The sequence below is a fragment of the Pseudomonas frederiksbergensis genome, from assembly GCF_900105495.1.
In the GTDB taxonomy this organism is placed as follows: Bacteria; Pseudomonadota; Gammaproteobacteria; order Pseudomonadales; family Pseudomonadaceae; genus Aquipseudomonas; species Aquipseudomonas frederiksbergensis.
Map to the genome: position 1 here is coordinate 536,880 of NZ_FNTF01000002.1, position 22,981 is coordinate 559,860.

Sequence of the window (22,981 nt, forward strand, 5' to 3'; positions counted from 1 at the left end):
CGAGCCTGCTCGCGATGAGGCCCTCACAAACACCCACGAATTTTCAGACAGAAACCACAAAGAAACTGACGATCAACCCAATCCCCACCAACCACACCAACGACCGCAACATCGCCCAGTCCGCCAGGTAGCAAATGATGTACAGCAGCCGACTGGTGATGAACAACACCGCCAACACATTGATCGTCACCAGTTCGGCATTGCCGGCCAGGTGCGCAACGATGACTGCCGCCGCGAACGCGGGAATCACTTCCAGACTGTTCAGGTGCGCCGCATAGGCGCGGCGGCCAAAACCATTGAGTGACTCGAGAAAGTCACGGGGGTCATGGTTGTCTTTGGGCCTGAACCCGCCACTCGCCCTGGCGATGCCCGTGCAGATATAGGGCAGGATAATCGCGATCAAAATGCACCACAGAGCAACCGTCATAACGCAATCCCTTCTTCAAGTTTCAAGAGTCAAGCTCCAGTCAAATCTTCATCACCAGCATGCCGATCAATACCAGCCCACAGGCTAAGAGCCGTGGCCTGCCAAAAGGTTCTTTGAGGTAGCGCATGCCAAACAGCACCACCAGGATCACGCTGATCTCGCGCAACGCCGCCGCTTCGGCAATCGAGCCCAACTGCATGGCCCACAGCACCAGAGCGTAGCTGAACAACACGCAAAACCCGACCGCCAGGCCCAGTCGCCACTGTTCACGCCAGAACAACATGAAGGCCGGTCGTTTACGCACCAGCGCCAGCAACGGGAACGGCCAAGCACTGAGCAACGTGACCCACACCAGATAATCCAGCGGATGCGACCAGCGCCGCAACGCCTGGCCATCGATGTAGGTGTAGCAGCCGATGCACAGGCCGATCAACGCCACCACCGGCAGCATCGACCATGGCAATCGCACTCCGCCGCCGCCCTGCCAGAGCAGGCAAAGCATGCCGAACGGGATCAGCAGAATCCCGAAGATCTGCTGGTTCGTCAGCACTTCTCCAGCAAAAATCAGTGTCAGTGCCAGCACCACCAACGGCGACAATCCACGCATCAGCGGGTAGACCAACCCCAGATCGCCCACCCGATAGGCCTGGATCAGCAAATAGCGATAGAGCAATTCAAACGCCGCCGACGCCAGAATCCACGGCCAGATGTCCAGGGGTGGCAACGCCACGAACGGCAGCATCAGCGCGACAAACAGCATTGCCACACTGTCCATGCAAGCCACCACCAACAACCGTTCCGCGCTGAATTTGATCAGGGTATTCCACGCCGCGTGCAACAGCGCCGCGACCAACACCAGTGCTGTTGCAAGCACGGCACACTCCTTTTTGTTGACCGCCCCGGCTCTGTAGGAACAAGGCTTGCCCGCGATAGCGGTCTCAAGAAGGCCATCGCCGGCAAGCCGTGCTCCTACAGGAAGCGGGGAGATAATTGATTCGCCATATGTCAGCAGCTGTTTATACTGCAAGCGACCACGCCGCACTCAGTTGCGCACAGACTAATTCCAATAATTTCTGCCACCGCCCGCTCTCGTCGAGAACGGGCGTCGGCATGCGTATGCCTGATCAGAGCGTCAAGACTACCGACAGAGACCTTGCGCATGCCACTCGCCTTGCTTGCCCTCGCTGTTGCCGCGTTCGGCATCGGCACCACTGAATTCGTCATCATGGGTTTGTTGCCCGATGTCGCCCGCGACCTCGCCGTGAGCATTCCTGATGCCGGATTGTTGATCACCGGCTACGCCCTCGGCGTGGTGTTCGGTGCGCCGATCCTCGCGGTCGGCACCGCCAACATGCCGCGCAAAGCCACGCTGCTGGGCATGACCCTGATGTTCATCCTCGGCAACATTCTCTGCGCCCTGGCGCCGAACTACGCAACGCTGATGGCCGCACGCGTGGTCACCGCGCTTTGCCACGGCGCGTTCTTCGGCATCGGTTCGGTGGTTGCCGCCGGCTTGGTGGCACCGAACAAGCGCGCCCAGGCGATTGCGATGATGTTCACCGGCCTGACCCTGGCCAACGTGCTGGGCGTGCCGTTGGGCACTGCGCTCGGGCAATACGCCGGCTGGCGCTCGACGTTCTGGGCGGTGTCGGTGATCGGTGTGATCGCGGCTATCGCACAATGGGTCTGGTTGCCGAAGGACATCGCGATGGACAAGGCCAACCTCGCCAGCGAGTTCAAAGTACTGGGCAAGGTCAACGTGTTACTGGCGCTGGGCATGAGCGTGCTGGCGTCGACCAGCCTGTTCAGCGTCTTCACTTACATCGCCCCCATCCTGCAAGACATCACCGGCGTCAGCCCCCATGGCGTGACCATCATGCTGCTGTTATTCGGGGTCGGCTTGACTGCGGGCAGCATGCTCGGCGGCCGTCTGGCTGACAGTCGATTGCTGCCGTCGCTGGTAGGCATGGCGCTGGCCGTGCTGGTCGTGCTGGCCGCGTTTACACAGACCAGCCACTCAATGATTCCAGCCGCAATCACCCTGGTGTTGTGGGGCATCTTCGCCTTTGCCCTGTGCCCGATCTTGCAACTGCTGATCATCGATCAGGCCCATGAAGCGCCGAATCTGGGCTCGACGTTGAACCAGAGCGCGTTCAACCTCGGTAACGCGGCCGGTGCGTGGATTGGCGGGTTGGTGGTTGCCAGCGGTGCGGATCTGGCGGACTTGCCCTGGACCGGCGCGCTGGTCAGTGGCTTGACGGTGCTGACGGCGCTTTTCTACATCTACCTGCAACGTCGCGGTTCTGCTGTGGTCAATGTGCCCGGCTGATTAACTGCATCGCCCATGACATTGCTTTCGCGAGCAGGCTCGCTCCCACATGAACCGCGCCCCCCTGTAGGAGTGAGCCTGCTCGCGATGAAGTTGATACCGTGCACCTGTCTTTACTTCTCTTCGCGCTTGCGTGAATCCGACGCCTGATCCGCACTCTTCTTCGGCGGGCCACTCTCGCTGCGAATTTGCGCATGGCTGATCAGCGCGAAAATGAAGCTGCCGCCGACGATGTTCCCCACCAGCGTCGGCCCGGCGAACACCAGCCAGAAATCCTTCCACGGCAACTCGCCGGCAAACACCAGATACGAAACCTCGGCGGCCCCGACCACGATGTGGGTGAAGTCCCCCAGCGCCATAAGGTAGGTGATGAGGATGATGATCCACATCTTTGCGCTCTCCATGGACGGAATCATCCAGACCATGGTGGCGATCATCCAGCCCGACACAATGCCTTTGGCGAACATCTGGCTGGCGTCGTTCTCCATGATCTTGCGTCCGATATCGAGGAAGGCCAGGTCGGTCTTGCTGTCGAAAATCGGCAGATTCAGCATTACATACGCCACCAGCAACGTGCCGCTGAGGTTACCCACCAGCACCACCGACCACAGGCGTAGCAATCGACCGAAATTGTTCAGTGTGGGCTTGGTCATGACCGGAAGCACCGCCGTCAGGGTGTTCTCGGTGAACAATTGCTGACGGGCGAGGATCACCGCGAGAAAGCCTGCGCAGTAACCGAAACTGGCGATCACCTTGAAGCCTTCGCCGTCCGGCAGACGGGAATTGAGCAGCCCCATGGCCATCAGCGACAGGCCCATGGTCAGGCCGGCGGCCAACGCCGACCACCACAAGGCGGCGACACTGCGCTCGAGTTCGAGATCGCCCTGGGTGCGGATGATTTCATGCAGAACAGCAGCGCGTGGGGGCTGGCTCTTGTCGACGTCGTGCTGTTCTTCAGGGGAGAGGTTCGGGGTCTTGCCGTCTTTTTGCGCGTCCATAAAGCTCCGGAACCAGTGGCGTGTGATGTAGGTACGACACGCAGGGCTCGGAGCTGTTCACTGTCCTAAGCAGATCGCGAGCAAGCTTTGCTCCTACGGGGCGATGTCATCCTTGAACTGGTCTTTGACGTACTTGATCTCGGTTTGGCCGTGTGGCGCGGGCAAGCCGTCTTCTCCCAGATTGACGAAGACAATCTTGTCCACCGTCAGGATGCTTTTGCGGGTGATCTTGTTACGCACTTCGCATTTCAGGGTGATGGAGGTGCGACCGAACTCGGTGGCGGTAATGCCCAGCTCGATGATGTCGCCCTGGCGCGAAGCGCTGACGAAGTTGATCTCGGAAATGTACTTGGTGACCACACGCTGATTGCCCAGCTGGACGATGGCATAGATCGCCGCTTCTTCGTCGAGCCAGCGCAACAGACTGCCGCCGAACAGCGTGCCGTTGGGGTTGAGGTCTTCGGGTTTTACCCATTTGCGGGTGTGGAAATTCATCTTCACTCCTGAGCGTCTTGCCGAATGATGGGGGGCATCATGGCAGAGCCCGACCTAGAGCTCTATCAAGCATCGACTATGGCCTCGATTACCGTTCAGACATTGACCAACAGAAACGCTTTGGAAGTATCGCTCACACGGCTATAATCGCCACCGTTTCAAAACGGTCATCTTCGGTTGCTACCGTTTTCCCGCCACCTGTCCGAGGGGCGCTGCAGCAGGTTCGACCTGTCAGGCTCGGATGGGGCGTTGCTTGACCGTGATCGGTCAGACACTAAACGCACAACGGCGCCCATTCGCATACATTACGAATGGAGGCTCATCATGAGCGCTGTTATCACGCCTGCCGATTTTAACGATTACAAAGTTGCCGACATGTCCCTGGCTGCCTGGGGCCGTCGCGAAACCATCATCGCCGAATCCGAAATGCCAGCCCTGATGGGTCTGCGCCGCAAGTACGCCGGTGAGCAGCCGCTCAAAGGCGCGAAGATCCTCGGCTGCATCCACATGACCATTCAGACTGCCGTGCTGATCGAAACCCTGGTTGCCCTGGGTGCCGAAGTGCGCTGGTCGTCCTGCAACATTTTCTCGACTCAAGACCAGGCCGCTGCCGCTATCGCCGCTGCCGGCATCCCGGTTTTCGCCTGGAAAGGCGAGACCGAAGAAGAGTACGAGTGGTGCCTGGAGCAAACCATCCTCAAAGATGGCGCGCCTTGGGATGCCAACATGATCCTCGACGACGGCGGCGACCTGACCGAGCTGCTGCACAAGAAATACCCGGCAATCCTGGACCGCGTCCACGGCGTTACCGAAGAAACCACCACCGGCGTTCACCGCCTGCTGGACATGCTGGCCAAGGGCGAGCTGAAAATCCCGGCCATCAACGTCAACGACTCGGTGACCAAGAGCAAGAACGACAACAAGTACGGCTGCCGTCACAGCCTGAACGATGCGATCAAGCGCGGTACCGACCACCTGTTGTCCGGCAAGCAAGCGCTGGTCATCGGTTACGGTGACGTGGGCAAGGGTTCGGCCCAGTCCCTGCGTCAGGAAGGCATGATCGTTAAAGTCTCCGAAGTTGACCCGATCTGCGCCATGCAAGCCTGCATGGACGGCTACGAGCTGGTTTCGCCGTTCATCGACGGTATCAACAACGGCACCGAAGCAAGCATCGACAAAGCGCTGCTGGGCAAGATCGACCTGATCGTGACCACCACCGGTAACGTCAACGTTTGCGACGCGAACATGCTCAAAGCCCTGAAGAAGCGCGCTGTTGTCTGCAACATCGGCCACTTCGACAACGAAATCGACACTGCTTTCATGCGCAAGAACTGGGCATGGGAAGAAGTGAAGCCACAGGTTCACAAGATCCACCGTACCGGCCCTGGCGCATTCGACGCGCAGAACGACGACTACCTGATCCTGCTGGCCGAAGGCCGTCTGGTTAACCTGGGCAACGCCACCGGCCACCCAAGCCGCATCATGGACGGTTCGTTCGCCAACCAGGTTCTGGCGCAGATCTTCCTGTTCGGCCAGAAGTACGCCGACCTGTCGCCAGCCCAGAAAGCCGAGCGCCTGACCGTTGAAGTACTGCCGAAGAAACTCGACGAAGAAGTGGCCCTGGAAATGGTCCGCGGTTTCGGCGGCGTCGTGACTCAACTGACCAAGACCCAGGCCGACTACATCGGCGTGACCGTTGAAGGTCCGTTCAAGCCGCACGCATACCGCTACTGATTGGTTCTGCTGCCTGCTCTCCCTGTGGGAGCGGGCTTGCTCGCGAATGCGGTTTAACATTCAACATTGATGTCGACTGACCCACCGCTTTCGCGAGCAAGCCCGCTCCCACACTGGGATGTGCAAGCCTTCCAGGCTTACGTGTTTCCAAGGATATGACCATGTCCCAAGAACGTCGCTACAGCTTCGAGTTCTTCCCTACGAAGACCGACGCTGGGCATGAAAAACTGATCGCCACTGCCCGTCATCTGGCGACCTACAGTCCCGACTTCTTCTCCTGCACCTATGGCGCTGGCGGTTCGACCCGTGATCGCACCCTCAACACCGTGTTGCAGCTCGAAAGCGAAGTCAAAGTCCCTGCCGCACCGCATTTGTCCTGCGTTGGCGACAGCAAGGACGACTTGCGCGGCCTGCTGACCCAATACAAGGCGGCCGGCATCACCCGTATCGTTGCCCTGCGCGGCGACCTGCCTTCCGGCATGGGCATGGCCAGTGGCGAAATGCGCCACGCCAATGACCTGGTTGAATTCATTCGTGAAGAAACCGGCGATCATTTCCACATCGAAGTCGCCGCCTACCCGGAAATGCACCCGCAAGCGCGCAATTTCGAAGACGACTTGAACAACTTCGTGCGCAAGGCCAACGCTGGTGCCAACAGTGCGATCACCCAGTACTTCTTCAACGCCGACAGCTACTTCTACTTCGTCGAGCGTGTACGGGCGAAGGGCGTGAACATCCCGATCGTTCCGGGGATCATGCCGATCACCAACTACAGCAAGCTGGCGCGCTTCTCCGATGCCTGCGGTGCGGAAATCCCGCGCTGGATCCGCAAACAACTGGAAGCCTACGGCGACGACACCCAGAGCATTCAAGGCTTTGGTGAGCAAGTCATCACCGAGATGTGCGAACGCCTGCTGCAAGGCGGCGCGCCAGGGCTGCACTTCTACACGCTGAACCAGGCCGAACCGAGCCTGGCGGTGTGGAACAATCTGAAGTTGCCGCGCTAATAGTCGTTACCAGCAAGATCAAAAGGTCGCAGCCTGCGACAGCTCCTGCATCGGGCGTGTTTAACCCGTGTAGGAGCTGCCGCAGGTTGCGACCTTTTGCTTTTAACGCCCTTTTATTGTGCAGCACACACAGAGTCAGAGCTTCTGGATCCCGTTTCTGGCTCTTTCCGGTTTCTCGTCGTAATCTCAAGCCATGCCTTTGATCGCGCAGCTACTGACCGTGTTTCTTTTTACTTGCCTGAGCTTCGCCGCTCGGGGCGAGAAGCTGCGCATTGTCACCGAACCCTGGGCGCCGTACGTGTATGAGGAAAACGGCAAATCCCTGGGGCTGGACTACGAAACCACCGCCATCGTCTTCAAACGCCTGGGCATCGAAGTGGAATGGCAGTTCCTGCCATGGAAACGCTGCCTGTCGATGCTCGAAACGGGCCAGGCAGACGGCGCGCTGGACATCTTCCACAGCGATGAGCGCGACGCCACCCTGCTTTACCCCGGTGAGCCACTCTCGGAAGTGGAGTTCGTGATGTTCTACGCAAATGAACGGCCGCACCCTTTTCGCAACCTGACCGACCTGAAGGGGCTGACCATCGGCACGTCCCCAGGCTATCTGTACAGCCAGGATTTCAGCGAATCGACCCTGTTCACTCGCGAACCGGCGCCGACCCATGAAGCCAACTTCGGCAAACTGGTGCGCGGGCGGATCGACCTGCTGATCACTGATCGCAGGGTTGGCCAGCACTTGCTCGACCAATTGGGCATCCGCGACAAGATTACCGAGAACCCCACCGTCATCAGCCACCAGAGCCAGTTTCTGGCCGTACGCCGCAACGCCGGCATGGACTTGTTGGTGCAGCGCTTCGGCGCCGAGCTAAAACGCTTCAAGCGCGAGCCTGCGTACGCTGAATTGAGCGCCCGTTATGGCGCCAATCCGGCGGCCGAAGTAAAAACCCCCGGCACCACCGCCGCCCGGGAAAAAACCGTTGAGCAGCAGGAAAGCGGCGCGCAGTGATTGCTCTGTTATACTCCGGCCTTCCCGCCAGGCTCACGCCCGGACGCTCGGACTTGTTCAAGGCATCTAGACCCCGCTACAGCGCAGCTTTTCAGCCCGCGCGAGCACTCCAGACGAGCTTTCAAGCCCCAGCAGGACCGGACGGGATTGCGTTCCTCATAAACGCCATTCGCGCCAGGCAAGACTCCCATTGGGCCAAGCCCTAACTAAAACAGGATTACTCATGTCCTTTGCTTCCCTCGGTCTCTCCGAGGCTTTAGTCCGCGCCATCGAGGCAGCGGGCTATACCGAGCCTACTCCGGTGCAACAGCGGGCCATTCCCGCCGTGTTGCAAGGTCGCGACCTGATGGTCGCGGCTCAGACAGGTACTGGTAAAACCGGCGGCTTCGCCCTTCCGATTCTGGAGCGGTTGTTCCCCAACGGTCACCCGGACAAATCCCAGCGCCACGGTCCGCGCCAACCGCGCGTACTGGTCCTGACCCCTACCCGCGAACTCGCGGCTCAAGTACACGAGAGCTTCAAGGTTTATGCCCGTGACCTGAAGTTCGTCAGCGCCTGCATCTTCGGCGGCGTCGGCATGAACCCACAGGTTCAGGCCATGTCCCGCGGTGTCGACGTGCTGGTAGCCTGCCCTGGCCGCCTGCTCGACCTCGCCGGCCAAGGCAGTGTCGATTTGTCCCACGTGGAAATCCTCGTGCTGGACGAAGCCGACCGCATGCTCGACATGGGCTTCGTCCATGACGTGAAAAAGGTCCTGGCTCGCCTGCCGAGCAAACGCCAGAACCTGCTGTTCTCGGCGACCTTCTCCAAAGACATCACCGACCTCGCCGGCAAGCTGCTGCACAACCCGGAACGCATCGAAGTCACGCCGCCGAACACCACGGTCGAGCGGATCGAACAGCGGGTATTCCGTCTGCCAGCCAACCACAAGCGTTCGTTGCTGGCGCACCTGATCACCGCTGGCGCCTGGGAACAGGTGCTGGTGTTCACCCGCACCAAGCACGGCGCCAACCGCCTGGCCGAGTACCTGGACAAACACGGCCTCACCGCCGTTGCGATCCACGGTAACAAGAGCCAGAACGCCCGCACCAAAGCCCTGGCCGACTTCAAGGCCGGCGAAGTGCGCATCCTGGTCGCCACCGACATCGCCGCTCGCGGCCTGGACATCGACCAGTTGCCACACGTGGTCAACTTCGAACTGCCGAACGTCGACGAAGATTACGTGCACCGTATCGGTCGTACCGGCCGTGCCGGTCGTTCGGGCGAGGCGATCTCGCTGGTCGCTCCGGACGAAGAAAAGCTGCTCAAAAGCATCGAGCGCATGACCAAGCAGAAGATTGCCGACGGCAACCTGATGGGCTTCGACTCCAGCGCTGTAGAAGCCGAGAAGCCTGAAGTTCGCGAGCGTCCGGATGTGCGTAACCCGCGCAACCCACGTGGCCCGCGCGGCGACGGTCCGAACGGCACCGGCGGTGGCGGCGGTCGTAAAGACAAAGGCAAGGACAAGGGCGGCAAGGAAAAACCTGCTGCCACTGGCCGCGGCGATCGTCCGGCCCGTGAACACAAGCCACGCGAAGGCACTCCGGCCCGCGAACAACAGCGTCCAGCGCCACGCGCTGCCGCTGCAGACCGTGCTCCGGACGAGTTCCTGGACGACGATATCGATAACTTCGGTAACCGCGTCGACTACGTTCCTCAGGCCAAACCGGCTCAGGGCCGCGGTCGTCGTCCGGGTGCTCCGGCACAAGGTGCGGCAGCCGGCGCAGGCGCTCCGCGCACTGGCGGCAAGCCTCAGGGTCGTCAAAGCGGCCCACGCAGCAGCGATGGCGCCACCACCGGCACGCCGCCGGCCAAGCGCAGCGGCCCACGCAACGGCGCTCCACGTGACGGCCAGGCCCGTCGCGAAGAGTCCCGCAACCGTCGCCCGGCTCGCGCCGACGACCAGCCGCGTTCGGAACCGGCCGTGCAAAACCCGCGCGGCCCGGCACCGAAGATCATCCATAAAGAGTCGAAAACCGATCGGTTCCCGACTCCTGAGCAACTGGATCAACTGCCAGGCCGTCCGCGCGGCGAAAAACCAGCGTTGCTGACTCGCAATCGCTGAGTGTCACTCACAAAAACGCCCCGACTGGTTCGGGGCGTTTTTATTTGTACCGATCATCACGATCGTTTTTGGTCAAACCGCCGCACTCACGCAACGCTTCCTTCTTTATGAAAGAGTTTGGCAACGATCATCCAGCGGCCATCGACTTTCATCACGTTCAGATAATCAACCATGACATTGTCGAACAGTCGCAGACGCACCTTGACCATTGCCATTTCCGGAGACATGACGTCAATCATCAAAATCTCATCCAGGCTCGCAAACCCGCGCTCCTGCGGCGACTGACGTCCTTGTACGATGGCACGATATTCTGCGTAAGGACGCACCGTTACCGCCCCGTCCTGAGCGCTATAGAGGACACAGCCGGGATGGAAAACCTCGTCAAACCGGTTCAAATCCTGGTTTTGCAACACACTGAAGTAGTTCTCCAACATTCTCTGAATTTCATTGATTAGCATGTACGAATCCTTGTCGAGCGGAAATGAAGTCACCAACGCTCACTGAGCGTGAGACGGATTATCCGTAGCCTCGTCAATTCATGTATAGCGGCGATTTCTGCCCGGTTCAGTGAATGGAATTCACCTATTGAAACTACCTCCGCTAGCGGCCCTCCGGGCCTTTGAAGCCTTGGCACGATTGGGCAAGGTCAACCTCGCGGCATTGGAACTGCACGTCACCCACAGCGCTGTCAGCCACCAGATACGCTCGTTGGAGGAATACCTGGACGTTAGACTGACTGAACGTAATGGCCGCGGTGTGGTGCTGACAGAAGAGGGGCGTGTGTACGCCTATCAGATCCGGCAAACCCTGGGTGAAATTGCCGGGGTAACGGAAAGATTCCTGTCCAAAACCCGACACCCGCAACTGACCCTTTCGGTGCTGCCATCCTTTGGAATGTTTTGGCTATTGCCACGCTTGCAAGGGTTTATCGACGCGCAGCCCGGATTGCGCCTCAAGCTGGCAGCCAGTATGGAGTTTTCAAGTTTCGAGGGCGGCCTGATCGATGCGGCAATCCGATTCGGCCACGGAAAATGGCCAGATGTGCACTGTGAGCCGTTGATGCAGGACTCCTTGTTGGTCGTCGCCGCGCCAGGATTCAATCTAGGATGCTTGCCTGTCGATGCCGAGTCCGTTCTGGGACATCCCTTACTCCACGCCAGTGAAAGCTGGTCGACCTGGCTTGCTGCCGCTGGCGTTGAACAGATGCGTCCACTCGCGGCACTAGAGTTCACTGACTCGACTTTGATGCTTGAAGCGGCGCGCCTGGGTTATGGAATCGCGCTAACCCGTCGCTCGATTGCTCACGCCATGATCCAGTGCGGGCAACTGGTTAAACTGACCGACGTTGAACCGCTGCACGCATCCCGTTATTTCATGCTTTGGCCGACCCACACACAACGCTCGGCGCAGTTGGCGAGCCTGCTGACTTGGCTACGCAATGAAATCGCCGACTACCAAAGCAGCCTATCCTGAACACCAGGCAGCAAAACGCCGACCCTGAGGTCGGCGTTTTGATGACGCAAACAGCTTACTTCGCTTTCACACCTTCAAACGTTACATACAACTCAACCGCGTCGGACTGTGGGCCCAGATCTTTCTGCTTGCCGAAATCGGAACGCTTGATGCTGGTGGTGCCTTCGAAGCCGGCACGGTAGCCGCCCCATGGATCCTTGCCTTCACCCAGGAAAGTGGCCTTGACCACGATTGGCTTGGTCACGCCCATCAAGGTCAGGTCGCCGGTCACGTCCGCAGTGTCTTTGCCAGCGGCGTTTTTGCCGGTGGATTTGACGCTGGTGGAAACAAACGTCGCTTTAGCAAATTTGCTCACGTTCAGGAAGTCACCGCTGGCGATGTGCTTGTCGCGCTCGGCATGGTTGGTGAACACGCTGGCGGTGTTCACGTTGAACTCGATCTTGCTGGCTTCAGGCTTGGCAGCGTCGAAGCTGAACTTGCCGTCGATGTCCTTGAAGGTACCGGTGATGTAGCTGTAGCCCAGGTGGCTGATCTTGAAGTCAACGAAGGCGTGCTGGCCTTCTTTGTCGACGACGTAGTCGGCCGCCATTACGTTGGCGGACAGCAGAGCAGAACCGATTGCCAGAGCGGCGAGCGTTTTTTTCAACATGCTTTCTATTCCTTTGGAGTCGAGATTGAACTTCAAGCTTTGCGGCCCAGCATTCGCGTCAGGGTCGCATCACGATCGATAAAGTGGTGTTTCAGTGCTGCCAACGCATGGAGACCGGAAAAAATTACCAGCGCCCACGCCAGGTACAGATGAATCTCACCAGCGGTGTCTGCCTGATCCGGTAGTCCGGAAACCAGTGCAGGAACTTCAAACAGGCCAAACACCGGGATCCCGACACCGTCTGCGGTGGAAATCAGGTAACCGGCAATCATCACGGCAAACAGACTGAGATACAGGAACGCATGGCCGAACGTGGCGCCAATACGCGTCATGCGGCTATAGCTTGCAAGTGCGGGGGGTGGCGGACTGATAAAGCGCCACAGCACTCGTAGCACCATAACGGCTAACAACACCAGGCCAATGCTCTTGTGCAGCTCGGGCGCGTCTTTACGCCAGGTGCTGTAGTAGTCGAGACCGACCATCCACAAGCCCAACGCAAACAGGCCGAAGACTGCCAGCGCCACGCCCCAGTGCATGAAAATGCTGATCCAACCGTAGCGCGAAGAAGAATTACGTAGCTGCATTGCCCAAATCCTGTGAGAACTGCGACCAAGACTATCGAGTTATCTATCGAGTTAAAGCGGAAAATTTCGCTTTGAAATATCGAGAAATACGATCAAGAGCCTGAAACAGGCGGGTTAAGGAAAGATTAACGTCGAAAATTGTGAGGAAAAATGAATACCCACCAGAGAACACCTGCATCAAAAGGTGTATTTGATGCCTACCTGCGATTTTTTAGAGGCAAAAAAGCACGGTCTTTGAGCCGCGCTGTTTTTTACGCCTGAACGTCACTAACCCCGGTCTCAACATTAGTCGCCAGCGTGTCGCTGGATTATCAACTGGTTCGTTTTTTCGCCTGATCTTTTTAAGCCATGCAATACATATGTATCGCCATTTCCTTATTTCAATTTGATTCAATGAGGATTCAACACTCATTTAGGAAGGAAAAAATATGGCTATTACATACACGCCCTTTCAAGCAAGTGGCTCGCCGGTGCTGCCGCCCAATCAAATGATGTCACCAGGACAGTATCTTATATCCCTGAATGGTCGTTTCCGATTGCTATTGCAGGCAGATGGCAACTTAATCATTACAGATAATGGTGCAGTAGTCTGGATCGCAGATGGAAGTCAGACTTATAGCAGGACCTTGCATCCAAAAAAAATGCGTGAGCCTCTGATGTTTGTGATCAGTAATAACGGCTTTCTTTATGATCCATCCCGGAGACGTTTATGGATTGCCGAGAGCACTCACAGCAGTGACAAATCGCTGTGGTACAACACATGTATGGTTATTCAAGATGACGGGAATCTGGTCATTTACGATCAGCGTACGGGAGATCTGCGCTGGGCCCGCTCTGGATTTGTTCCTGGTCGTATCCCAAAGGCAAAGGAAAGATTCACCAGAGTGCTAGAAGATGGAACGGAGATTAAGACATGGAAGTTCTCGCTAGGCCCTCTCTAATAGTTCCTGGCAACTTAGCAACTTATTAATTTTTGAAGGCTGGAGGTGGATTCAAGCACTCATAATAGTACGGATCAATCTGACATTTATATGCCAGTCGATGACCATAGCCTTTAGGAAAGAACTCACCACTCGCACAGCCAGAAAGTACTATTACTACTATTAATGCTACTAGCGCCTTCATATGTCCTCCATATTTCTTGAAGAGCATAGGTTTGTAGTTCACGCACGATCAATCATTTGCTTCTGATTATCTTGTGAGAAATATCTGACCCACCGCTAAATCCTGTAGGACGGCAATCGGATGAGCAAAAAAAAAGCGCGACCCTCGGGCCGCGCTTTTTTTTACGCCTGAACGTTACTGAGCCTTGGTCTCAGTAGTCGCAGCCGGTTTGCTCGCTGGCTTTTTCGCCAGTTCAGCTTTTTTCACCGGGGCTTTTGCCGGGGCCTTTTTTGCCTCGGTCTTGGCAGCAGGCTTTTTCACTGAAGTTTTGACCGGAGCTTTTTTCGCCGGCTCGGCTTTCACCGGTACCGCAGGCTTCGGCGCTTCGACCGGGACAGGCGCCGGGGTCGGAGCTGGCACTGGAGTCGGTGCCGGAGCAACCGGAGCCACTGGCTCTGGCGCCTTGACCGGTGCCGTTTTGTCGTCAGAACCACCGAACAGGTTGGTGAAGAAGTTACCTTTCTTCGCCGCTACCGCCCCAGCCGCAACAGCGGTCGCCGCCGGAACAACTTTCGCCGGTTCAAACGACTTGCCGGCCATAAGGTCTTCTACCTGACTGGCCGCCCGCTGACCGGTGCGCAATGCGCCTTCCAGGGTGCCTGGGTACAAGGTGTCGGTGTGTTCGCCGGCAAAGACTACACGCTGAATCGGACGCTCCCACAGGCGCCAGTACTTGCTGATCTGGCCAGGACCGAAGGCCAGGTAGGCGCCGCCCATCGATGGGTCGTTGCTGTAACGGCGGATCTCATAACCGGTGAACGCACCGCGTGCCTGTGGATAAAAGGCGTGCAGACGGATCAGCACCTGATCGGCGATCTGCTTGTCGCCGAAGGCTTGCATCACGCGCGCGTTGTCGCCGGACAGGTTGATCACCACATTGGCGCCGCCCTTCATCGCCGGTTCAACCCACAACATGCCCAGGCCGGTGTTGCTGTAGATCTCGCCGGTCATCCGCGCCTTGCTTTCCCACACTGGCGTCTTGAACTTCAGCATGATCTGGTCGCGCCAGCCGTAGTTGGTGCCTTTGATCGCGCCCATGTGCTGGGCATCCAGCGACGGAGTCATCTGGATCTTGTTCAGTGCGCGCAGTGGCACGGCCACGACGACGTAATCAGCTTGATAACCAACGCTGCCGACTTTGACGGTCACGCCGTCCTTGTCCTGGCTGATCGCCGAGACCGGGGAGCTGGTCTTGATGGTTTTCAGTTGTTTGACGAAAGCCTGTGCCAGCACCGGGCTACCGCCGGGCAGGCGTGAAGCGCGCAGGTCACGGTCGGCAACGCCACGGTAAACGCGGCTTTGCTGTGCGAAGTACAGCAGCGACAGGCGCGACGGTTCGTCATAACGGGTACGAATCTGCTGATTCACCAACTGACGTGCCGTGGCCGGCAGATTCAGGCGGTCGAGCCAGTTGGACACGCTGATCTGGTCCAAGGCGAACAGTGTGCTGTTGGCCGCCGGGTTCTGCGGGTCTTCGATCGAGCGCGCCAGATCGTCCAGGGTCTTTTCGTAGCGCTTGAGCGCGTCGCTGGTGGCCGGCTGCTTGGTGGCCAGATCGGCGGCGGTGTAATACTCACCGTCAATCAGGTAGCCCGGGGTCCGCACGAACTCAGGGGCCGGCGTGGTGCTCAGCTTGAAGGTCGATACGTACTTGTTCAGAACCGGTTGGGTCTTGTCGTTGCCGATCCACTCACTGGTGGCCATGCCCGAGCGACCGCCCAGGCTCGGTTTGGCTTCCAGCAGGGTGACCTGCCAGCCCTTGTTTTGCAGTTCGTAAGCCGCCGTGAGGCCAGAGAGCCCTCCGCCGATCACGATCGCGGTTTTATCCTTGGCCAGCGCAGACACGCTGAACAGCCCCAACATCACCAGCGCACAGGCGCGCAGCCAACCAGCAGACATTCAGCGAACTCCGGAAATACACGAGGAAATAGCGGTTTTGCGAGCCAGACAGCTCAAAGAACCGCGAAGAATACGTCAGCCATCAAAAGGCCGCCAGCGACGTCTATCCACCTATACAAAGTAGCTCAATCGACACAATGGGTTGTCCCCACGTCACGCATTGCATAGGCTTGCGCGATTGTTTGCCCGCGCACCCAGCGAGCCGCCTCGAGGAGACTGAAAATGGGCCTGAATGATCAGTGGATGCAACGCGACCTCGCGGTGTTGTGGCATCCCTGCACCCAGATGAAAGACCACGAACAGCTGCCGCTGATCCCGATCAAGCGCGGTGAAGGCGTCTGGCTGGAAGACTTCGAAGGCAAACGCTACCTCGATGCCGTCAGCTCCTGGTGGGTCAACGTGTTTGGCCATGCCAATCCGCGGATCAACCAGCGCATCAAGGATCAGGTCGATCAGCTGGAGCACGTCATCCTTGCCGGTTTCAGTCATCAGCCAGTGATCGAGTTGTCCGAGCGTCTGGTGAAGATGACGCCGGAAGGCCTGACCCGGTGTTTCTACGCCGATAACGGTTCGTCCTGCATCGAAGTCGCGCTGAAAATGAGCTTTCACTATTGGCTCAACCGCGGCCAGCCGAACAAGAAGCGCTTCGTCACCCTGACCAACAGCTACCACGGCGAGACCATGGCGGCGATGTCGGTGGGCGACGTGCCACTGTTCACCGAAACCTACAAGGCGCTGCTGCTGGACACCATCAAGGTGCCGAGCCCCGATTGCTACCTGCGCCCGCAAGGCATGAACTGGGAAGAACATTCGCGCAACATGTTCGCCGCCATGGAACAGACCCTGGCCGAGAACCACGACAGCGTCGCGGCCGTCATCGTCGAGCCGCTGATCCAGGGTGCCGGCGGCATGCGCATGTACCACCCGGTTTATCTGAAACTGCTGCGCGAAGCCTGCGACCGCTATGGCGTACACCTGATCCACGACGAAATCGCCGTCGGCTTCGGCCGCACCGGCACGATGTTCGCCTGTGAACAGGCCGGCATCCGCCCGGACTTCCTCTGCCTGTCCAAGGCCCTGACCGGCGGCTACCTGCCGTTGGCGGCCTGCGTGACCACCGAAGATGTCTACAGCGCTTTCTACGACGACTACCCGACCCTGCGCGCCTTCCTGCATTCCCACAGCTACACCGGCAATCCGCTGGCGTGCGCGGCGGCATTGGCGACGTTGGATATCTTCGAAGAAGACAACGTCATCGAGAACAACAAGGCACTGGCCCAGCGCATGGCCACCGCCACCGCGCACTTGGCCGAGCACCCGAACGTTTCGGAAGTGCGCCAGACGGGCATGGTGCTGGCCATCGAGATGGTCAAAGACAAGGCCACCAAGGAAGCTTATCCGTGGCAGGAACGTCGCGGCTTGAAAGTGTTCCAGCATGCGCTGGAGCGTGGTGCTTTACTTCGACCGCTGGGCAGCGTGGTGTACTTCTTGCCGCCGTACGTGATCACGCCCGAACAGATCGACTTCCTGGCCGAAGTGGCGAGTGAAGGCATCGACATCGCGACCCGCGACAGCGTCAGTGTTTCGGTGCCGAAGGACTTTCACCCGGGCTTCCGCGATCCGGGCTGATTGGCAACGCTCGTTCCCACGCTCTGCGTGGGAATGCAGCCCGGGACGCTCCGCGCCCCAAAAGCGGACGCAGAGCGTCCGGTGAGGCATTCCCACGCAGAGCGTGGGAACGATCAAATTAAAGAGAATCCGCATGAGACTGTCCCGCTTCTTTATCGACGCCCCCTTGAGCACTGGCGAACACGAGTTGCCCGAGGCCCAGGCCCATTACATCAGCCGCGTGTTGCGCATGGCCGAGGGTGATGCGCTGCAACTGTTCGACGGTTCGGGCCATGAGTTCCGCGCCACGCTGGTGGAGGTCGGCAAAAAGCGCGTCGTCGTGCAGATCGATGAAAGCTTCACCGGGCAGGTCGAGTCGCCTTTGCAGATCCATCTCGGCCAGGGCTTGTCCCGTGGCGAGCGGATGGATTGGGCGATTCAGAAAGCCACCGAACTGGGGGTCACGGAAATCACCCCGATCTTCAGCGATCGCTGTGAAGTCCGGCTGAAAGACGAACGCGCCGACAAACGCCTGATGCACTGGCGCCAGGTTGCAATCAGCGCGTGCGAGCAATGCGGGCGTTCACGTGTGCCGGTGATTCATCCGCCGCTGCTACTGGCGGATTGGTTGAAGCAGACTCAAGCAGAATTGAAGTTGGTGCTGCATCCGGTGGCCGAACCATTGGTGAGTCATGCGAAGCCTGCGACGCTGGCGTTTTTGATCGGCCCGGAAGGCGGGTTGTCCGATGCGGAAGTCGAGCAGGCCAAGGCTGGCGGTTTTCACGCCGCCCGCCTCGGCCCTCGCGTGTTGCGCACCGAAACCGCGCCGGTGGTGGCATTGGCAGTTGCCCAACAACTTTGGGGTGACTTTTAGGGCCTCTTCGCGAGCAAGTCGAATCGTCGCACCGCCGCTCCCACAGGAGACCGCGTACTGATCGTTCCCACGCTCTGCGTGGGAATGCAGCCCGTGACGCTCCGCGTCACTGGACGCGAAGCGTCCCTTGAGGCATTCCCACGCAGAGCGTGGGAACGATCTTATTGCACCGGATCACTCACCGGTTTGGCGATGATTGCTTTCAGTTCGCTGGTCATCGGAAATTCCAGGTTCAGGCCTTTGGGTGGAATCGGTTGCTGGAACCAGCGCTGATAGATGCCGTTGATCTCGCCCGAGCTGTACAGATCGGCAAGTGTCGAGTTCACCAATTCGAGAAACTGCGGGTCACCTTTGCGCACCATGCAGCTGTAGATTTCCCGCGACTGCTCCTCGCCCACCACCACCCAGTTATGCGGATCGCGGGCCTTGGCGCGTTCGCCGTAGAGCAGCGCGTCATCCATGTAGAACGCCGCCGCTCGACCCGATTGCAGCATTTGGAACGCTTCGCCGTGGTCCTTGGCGCTGATCACGAACATATCGATCTTGTGATCGACGTTGTAGCTCTTCAGAAACCGTTCGTTGGTGGTGCCGGCGGTGGTCACGACGTTCTTGCCGCGCAGGTCGGCGAAGCTCTTGATGCCGCTGTCCTTCGCCGTGAGCAACTGCCCCTTCACGTAGATAAACCCGTAGGAAAACGCCACTTGCTGCATGCGCTCGGTGGTCACGCCGGTGGAGCCACATTCAAGGTCGACCGTGCCGTTCTGCACCAGTGGAATGCGCGTTTGCGAGGTCACCAGGTTGTACTTCACCTGCAGATCCGGCAGCTCGAGTTTTTGCTTGATGCGCTCGACAATCTTGCTCGCCAGGTCCACCGAATAGCCCATCGGCTGCCCCGTGTGATCACCCACGTAGGAGAACGGCACCGACGCGTCGCGATAGCCCAGGGTGATGCTCTTGGCATTGGCGACCTTGTTCAGCGTGCCAGTCAGCGGCGCTTCGTTGGCCTGGACCTGACTGGCGAGCAGCAGGCCGAGGGTGCAGCCGATCAACGTGATTTTTTGCATTGTTATTCTCCGTTGTGGGTTTGAACGATTAGCGACGGGCGGCGATCACGGTGATTTCCACCAACACTTCTGGACGGGCCAGTTGCGCCTGCAAGGTGGTCCGGGTCGGCGCCTTGCCCGGCGACAACCACTGCGACCAGACCTCGTTCATGGCAGCAAAATCGCGACCAATGTCGTTCAGGTAAATGGTCGCGTTGAGCAGATGATCCTTGTCGCTGCCAGCCTCGGCCAGTAACGCGTCGATCTTCGCCAGCACCTCGGCGGTTTGCCCGGTGACGTCGGTGCTGTCACCCGGCACCTGCCCCGAGAGAAACACCAGATCGCCAAAGGTCACCGCGCCAGAGAGGCGGCTGTTGCTGTTGATACGGTTGATGCTCATCGGTTTTTCCTTTTCAAGTCAGGCGACGCGGGGGGCGAGGCCCTGCATTTCAATCGACGGTGTGCGCCGGGCGATCAACTCGCTGAGCAACCGGGCGCTGCCACAGGCCAGGGTAAAACCCAGGGCGCCATGGCCGAGGTTGAGCCACAGGTTGCGGTACGCCGTGGCCCCGATCAACGGCACGCCGCTAGGGGTAGCCGGGCGCATGCCGGCCCACTCAATGGCAGCGTCGTAATCGCCGGCGTTCGGCAAGGTTTCCTGTGCCTGGCGCTTGATCAACGCCAAGCGTTTGGGGTCGAGCGCCGGGTCGAAACCGACAATGTCGACCATCGCCGCTACGCGCAGTTGGTCACCGATACGGGCGTAAACGATCTTGCGGTTGTAATCGGTGATGCTCAGCTCCGGCGCGCGATGTTCAGCGCGGATAGGCAAGGTCAGGCTGTAGCCCTTGAGCGGATAGAGCGGCAGGTTCATGCCCGGCAATGCCAGCGCCGGGCTGCGATGGCCGGCGGCAATCACCAGTTGCTCGACCGGCAACACCTGCGAACCCATTTCGACGGCCTGCACCGCACCGTCCGCGTGGCGAATGCCGGTAACCTTGCGCCCGAGCAAAAACTCGCAGCGGCCCGACGCCTGGAGCCGAGCCATCAATCGCTGGCAGAAAGCATGGCAATCGGCGACCTCTTCGTCGGGGGTATAAATCGCGCCCACAAACGGCGCCTCAGCGAGTGCGGGCTCCAGTTGTGCGCATTCGGCCTGCGACAGCACGTGTTGCTGTTGCGGATCGGCCAGGCCATGGCGCGCATGCTCGAAACTCGCGGCTTCACGAAACGTCACCAGTTTGCCGTTGCGCCGCCAGTCGAAACCGTCGAGGCGGTCTTCTTCGCGCCAGCCTTGCAGTGTGGACTGGCTCAGCAGCGCCAGACGCAGCAGGTGCGCGCCGTTGCGCTGATTCACCGAACGACGGCAAGCCGCCAGGAAGGACGCCATCCAGCGCCATTGCGCCGGGTCCAGGCGCGGGCGCAGCTTCAACGGCGAGTCACCGCGCAGCATCCAGCCAAGCGCCTGAAGCGGTACGCCGGCATCGGCCAGCGGCGCGACGTAACGGTAGGACAACTGGCCGCCGTTGGCGAAACTGGTCTCGCTGCCCAACGAATCCCGGGCCTCGATCAGCGTCACGTCGATACCGTCGCGTACCAGTGCGTAAGCCGTCGTCAGCCCGATGACGCCACCACCGATGATGCAAACCCGCTGAGCCATGTCTGTCCTTAACCGTTGTTGAAACAGGTTTCAGGTTAGGACCAGGTGACAGGCGTTGAACAATGCATAAAGATGCTTGACCCATAAACAAAGGTTATGGACTTGCCATGCGACTGCGACACATCGAGATTTTCCAGGCCATTCGCCAGACCGGTTCGGTCAGTGGCGCCGCGCAGTTGCTGCACGTGTCGCAGCCGGCGGTGAGCAAAGTGCTGCAACACGCCGAGCAGCAACTGGGCTTCCCGCTGTTCCTGCGGGTGCGCGGTAAATTGCAGGCCACGCCCGAAGCGCTGGAGCTTGAGCGCGAAGTCGACAAGGTCACCGAAAGCCTGCAAGGCGTGCGACGCCTGGCCCAGAGCCTGCGACGCGAGCCGGGTCACAGCGTACGGATCGGCGCGATTCCGGCGCTGGCGCTGTCGCTGCTGCCGCCGGCCATCAACGAATGGACGCAACGCTACCCGGACATCGTCTGCGAGCTGTCCAGCGCCCACAGCCGTGAGCTGATGCAGAATTTGTTGATGCGTGAAGTGGATGTCGCACTGACCTTGCAACCGCCGGATCACCCGGGCCTGAAGGCACAGGTGTTGGCTTGCGGGGTGTTGGTGGCGCTGGCGCCGCTGGGTTATTGGGCCGACGACGCCTTGGGCCAACCGTTGCCATTGAGCGAACTGGCCGGCGCGCCGCTGATCGGCCTGTCCAGCGCCGATCCGCTGGCGGCCAGGCTCGACAGCTATCTTGAGGCGGTCGAGCCACCGCCACGGGTTCGCATCGCCGTGCAGACCTATTCGCTGGCGCGGGCGATGGTTGAATCCGGCGCCGGGCTGGCAGTGATCGACCCGTTTACCGCGCTCGGCGCATCCCCCGCCGCCACGGCGATTCGACCTCTGGCACCCGCGCTACCGATCACCTTGTATGCGATAACCCGCGCCGACGAACCGCCGCCCCACACCCTGAGCGACTTGTTGCAGGTGTTCAGCCGACGGGCGCAGGCGCAGCTGGATCGCTTGATCCCTTAGAGGTCTTCAAAGGACATAAAACATGATCGCCACGAAGTGCAGCAAACTCCCGGCGATCACGAACAGATGCCAGATCCCGTGGGCATGGCGCAAACGACTGTCCAGCGCAAAAAAGACAATGCCCACGGTGTACAGCACGCCGCCCGACGCCAGCCAGGCGAAACCTGTACTGCCCAACGCCGCCAGTAACGGCTTGACCGCCACCAGCACGATCCAGCCCATCACCGCATAGATCACGATCGACAGAATCCGCGCTTCCGAGCGCGGTTTGATTTCTTGCAGGATGCCGATCAGCGCCAACCCCCAGACAATCCCGAACAGCGTCCAGCCCCACGGACCGCGCAATGTCACCAGACAAAAAGGCGTGTAGCTGCCGGCAATCAACAGGTAGATCGAGAAGTGATCGACCTTCTGCATGATCGCTTTCTTGCGTCCACGCACGCTGTGGTAAACGGTCGACGCGCTGTAAAGCACCAACAAGGTGAACCCGTAGATCGCCACGCTGACAATCTTCCACGGGCTACCGTCCATGCTGGCAATCACCAGCATCCACACCACCCCGACAAACGCAGCCACCGCCCCGACCAGATGCGTCCAGGCGTTCAATCTTTCCCCGTGATACATGCGTTGCTCACCTCAAGATTCATTACCGCATCGCGCAAGGCTCAGGCCTTGAGACTAAAAGCGCAATGTTTCAGAACACAATGCCACCTTGTGAGCGCTGTCCGGCAATCACCTCAGGGTGTTGGGTGGAGACGGATCGTTACGGTCAGGTTAATGGTTGACCATGCCGACGCCATCGCGAGCAGGCTCGCTCCCACAGGGGTTTTGTAGACGACGCCGACCCAATGTGGGAGTGAGCCTGCTCGCGATGGGGCCAGATCAAGCTCCACACTTTTTGAGATTAG

At 59.3% G+C, this 22,981-nt stretch carries 22 protein-coding genes and 1 riboswitch; of the genes, 10 read left to right on the forward strand and 12 right to left on the reverse strand.

The window, feature by feature from the left end; translation table 11 throughout:
• Positions 1-43: 43 nt before the first annotated feature.
• Together BLW70_RS03085 and BLW70_RS03090 are read right to left on the reverse strand one after the other, a co-directional pair.
• Positions 44-427: an MAPEG family protein gene (locus tag BLW70_RS03085; RefSeq protein WP_074871585.1), complete on the reverse strand. Its 384-nt coding sequence runs from the start codon at positions 425-427 to the stop codon at positions 44-46.
• Between the two features lie 40 nt (positions 428-467).
• The gene (locus tag BLW70_RS03090; protein ID WP_074871586.1) at positions 468-1,301 is read right to left on the reverse strand and encodes an EamA family transporter; all 834 of its coding nucleotides are present in this window, start codon (positions 1,299-1,301) and stop codon (positions 468-470) included.
• A 285-nt stretch (positions 1,302-1,586) separates the two neighbouring features.
• Between BLW70_RS03090 and BLW70_RS03095 the strand changes: the two genes are divergently transcribed.
• A complete protein-coding gene (locus BLW70_RS03095; protein WP_074871588.1) occupies positions 1,587-2,756 on the forward strand; it encodes an MFS transporter in 1,170 nt (389 codons plus the stop codon).
• 113 nt (positions 2,757-2,869) lie between these two features.
• On the opposite strand, the gene BLW70_RS03100 is transcribed toward BLW70_RS03095, so the two are convergent.
• Both BLW70_RS03100 and BLW70_RS03105 read right to left on the reverse strand, forming a co-directional pair.
• Positions 2,870-3,754, reverse strand: a complete 885-nt coding sequence (locus BLW70_RS03100; RefSeq protein ID WP_074871589.1) for a formate/nitrite transporter family protein — start codon at positions 3,752-3,754, stop codon at positions 2,870-2,872.
• A gap of 93 nt (positions 3,755-3,847) precedes the next feature.
• Positions 3,848-4,249, reverse strand: a complete 402-nt coding sequence (locus BLW70_RS03105; protein WP_074871591.1) for an acyl-CoA thioesterase — start codon at positions 4,247-4,249, stop codon at positions 3,848-3,850.
• 198 nt (positions 4,250-4,447) lie between these two features.
• A riboswitch (S-adenosyl-L-homocysteine riboswitch) is annotated at positions 4,448-4,550 on the forward strand.
• 23 nt (positions 4,551-4,573) lie between these two features.
• On the opposite strand from BLW70_RS03105, the gene ahcY reads away from it, so the two are divergent.
• The 4 genes from ahcY to BLW70_RS03125 all read left to right on the forward strand — a co-directional run bounded on the left by ahcY (position 4,574) and on the right by BLW70_RS03125 (position 10,103).
• On the forward strand, positions 4,574-5,983 hold the full coding sequence (gene ahcY, locus BLW70_RS03110) for an adenosylhomocysteinase (RefSeq protein ID WP_046045260.1): 1,410 nt from the start codon (positions 4,574-4,576) through the stop codon (positions 5,981-5,983).
• A 161-nt stretch (positions 5,984-6,144) separates the two neighbouring features.
• Positions 6,145-6,990, forward strand: coding sequence for a methylenetetrahydrofolate reductase [NAD(P)H] (metF, locus tag BLW70_RS03115; RefSeq protein WP_074871592.1), 846 nt, complete (start codon positions 6,145-6,147; stop codon positions 6,988-6,990).
• 193 nt (positions 6,991-7,183) lie between these two features.
• Positions 7,184-7,999 (forward strand): substrate-binding periplasmic protein, encoded by an 816-nt coding sequence (locus tag BLW70_RS03120; protein ID WP_074871594.1) that lies wholly within the window; start codon positions 7,184-7,186, stop codon positions 7,997-7,999.
• Positions 8,000-8,222: 223 nt separating this feature from the next.
• On the forward strand, positions 8,223-10,103 hold the full coding sequence (locus BLW70_RS03125; protein WP_074871595.1) for an RNA helicase RhlE2: 1,881 nt from the start codon (positions 8,223-8,225) through the stop codon (positions 10,101-10,103).
• An 86-nt stretch (positions 10,104-10,189) separates the two neighbouring features.
• On the opposite strand, the gene BLW70_RS03130 is transcribed toward BLW70_RS03125, so the two are convergent.
• Positions 10,190-10,561, reverse strand: a complete 372-nt coding sequence (locus BLW70_RS03130) for a nuclear transport factor 2 family protein (protein WP_074871597.1) — start codon at positions 10,559-10,561, stop codon at positions 10,190-10,192.
• A gap of 178 nt (positions 10,562-10,739) precedes the next feature.
• On the opposite strand from BLW70_RS03130, the gene BLW70_RS03135 reads away from it, so the two are divergent.
• The gene (locus BLW70_RS03135) at positions 10,740-11,576 is read left to right on the forward strand and encodes a LysR substrate-binding domain-containing protein (protein WP_235864981.1); all 837 of its coding nucleotides are present in this window, start codon (positions 10,740-10,742) and stop codon (positions 11,574-11,576) included.
• A 55-nt stretch (positions 11,577-11,631) separates the two neighbouring features.
• Here BLW70_RS03135 and BLW70_RS03140 read toward each other — a convergent pair whose 3' ends face one another.
• Both BLW70_RS03140 and BLW70_RS03145 read right to left on the reverse strand, forming a co-directional pair.
• Positions 11,632-12,225 carry a YceI family protein gene (locus BLW70_RS03140; RefSeq protein WP_074871600.1) on the reverse strand — a complete coding sequence of 198 codons (594 nt, stop codon included), beginning with the start codon at positions 12,223-12,225 and terminating at the stop codon, positions 11,632-11,634.
• A 32-nt stretch (positions 12,226-12,257) separates the two neighbouring features.
• Entirely contained in the window at positions 12,258-12,809 is a 552-nt protein-coding gene (locus BLW70_RS03145) for a cytochrome b (RefSeq protein ID WP_074871602.1), read from the reverse strand.
• A gap of 428 nt (positions 12,810-13,237) precedes the next feature.
• Between BLW70_RS03145 and llpB the strand changes: the two genes are divergently transcribed.
• On the forward strand, positions 13,238-13,750 hold the full coding sequence (llpB, locus tag BLW70_RS03150; protein ID WP_074871603.1) for a lectin-like bacteriocin LlpB: 513 nt from the start codon (positions 13,238-13,240) through the stop codon (positions 13,748-13,750).
• Between the two features lie 358 nt (positions 13,751-14,108).
• Here the strand turns inward: llpB and BLW70_RS03155 are convergent, their stop codons facing one another.
• Positions 14,109-15,872, reverse strand: coding sequence for an FAD-dependent oxidoreductase (locus BLW70_RS03155; RefSeq protein WP_074871605.1), 1,764 nt, complete (start codon positions 15,870-15,872; stop codon positions 14,109-14,111).
• Between the two features lie 222 nt (positions 15,873-16,094).
• Between BLW70_RS03155 and BLW70_RS03160 the strand changes: the two genes are divergently transcribed.
• Entirely contained in the window at positions 16,095-17,501 is a 1,407-nt protein-coding gene (locus BLW70_RS03160; protein ID WP_074871607.1) for an adenosylmethionine--8-amino-7-oxononanoate transaminase, read from the forward strand.
• A 133-nt stretch (positions 17,502-17,634) separates the two neighbouring features.
• Positions 17,635-18,354, forward strand: a complete 720-nt coding sequence (locus BLW70_RS03165) for a 16S rRNA (uracil(1498)-N(3))-methyltransferase (protein WP_074871609.1) — start codon at positions 17,635-17,637, stop codon at positions 18,352-18,354.
• Between the two features lie 161 nt (positions 18,355-18,515).
• On the opposite strand, the gene BLW70_RS03170 is transcribed toward BLW70_RS03165, so the two are convergent.
• Genes BLW70_RS03170 through BLW70_RS03180 form a run of 3 tightly spaced genes read right to left on the reverse strand, consistent with a single transcriptional unit; the run spans position 18,516 to position 21,057 of the window.
• The gene (locus BLW70_RS03170) at positions 18,516-19,418 is read right to left on the reverse strand and encodes a transporter substrate-binding domain-containing protein (protein WP_074871610.1); all 903 of its coding nucleotides are present in this window, start codon (positions 19,416-19,418) and stop codon (positions 18,516-18,518) included.
• 28 nt (positions 19,419-19,446) lie between these two features.
• On the reverse strand, positions 19,447-19,797 hold the full coding sequence (locus BLW70_RS03175) for a RidA family protein (protein ID WP_074871612.1): 351 nt from the start codon (positions 19,795-19,797) through the stop codon (positions 19,447-19,449).
• A gap of 18 nt (positions 19,798-19,815) precedes the next feature.
• Positions 19,816-21,057, reverse strand: a complete 1,242-nt coding sequence (locus BLW70_RS03180; RefSeq protein WP_074871613.1) for a D-amino acid dehydrogenase — start codon at positions 21,055-21,057, stop codon at positions 19,816-19,818.
• 107 nt (positions 21,058-21,164) lie between these two features.
• Here BLW70_RS03180 and BLW70_RS03185 point away from each other — a divergent pair, with 107 nt between their 5' ends.
• On the forward strand, positions 21,165-22,073 hold the full coding sequence (locus BLW70_RS03185) for a LysR family transcriptional regulator (RefSeq protein ID WP_074871616.1): 909 nt from the start codon (positions 21,165-21,167) through the stop codon (positions 22,071-22,073).
• A gap of 6 nt (positions 22,074-22,079) precedes the next feature.
• Here the strand turns inward: BLW70_RS03185 and trhA are convergent, their stop codons facing one another.
• Positions 22,080-22,697 (reverse strand): PAQR family membrane homeostasis protein TrhA, encoded by a 618-nt coding sequence (trhA, locus tag BLW70_RS03190; protein ID WP_074871618.1) that lies wholly within the window; start codon positions 22,695-22,697, stop codon positions 22,080-22,082.
• Positions 22,698-22,981 lie beyond the last annotated feature (284 nt).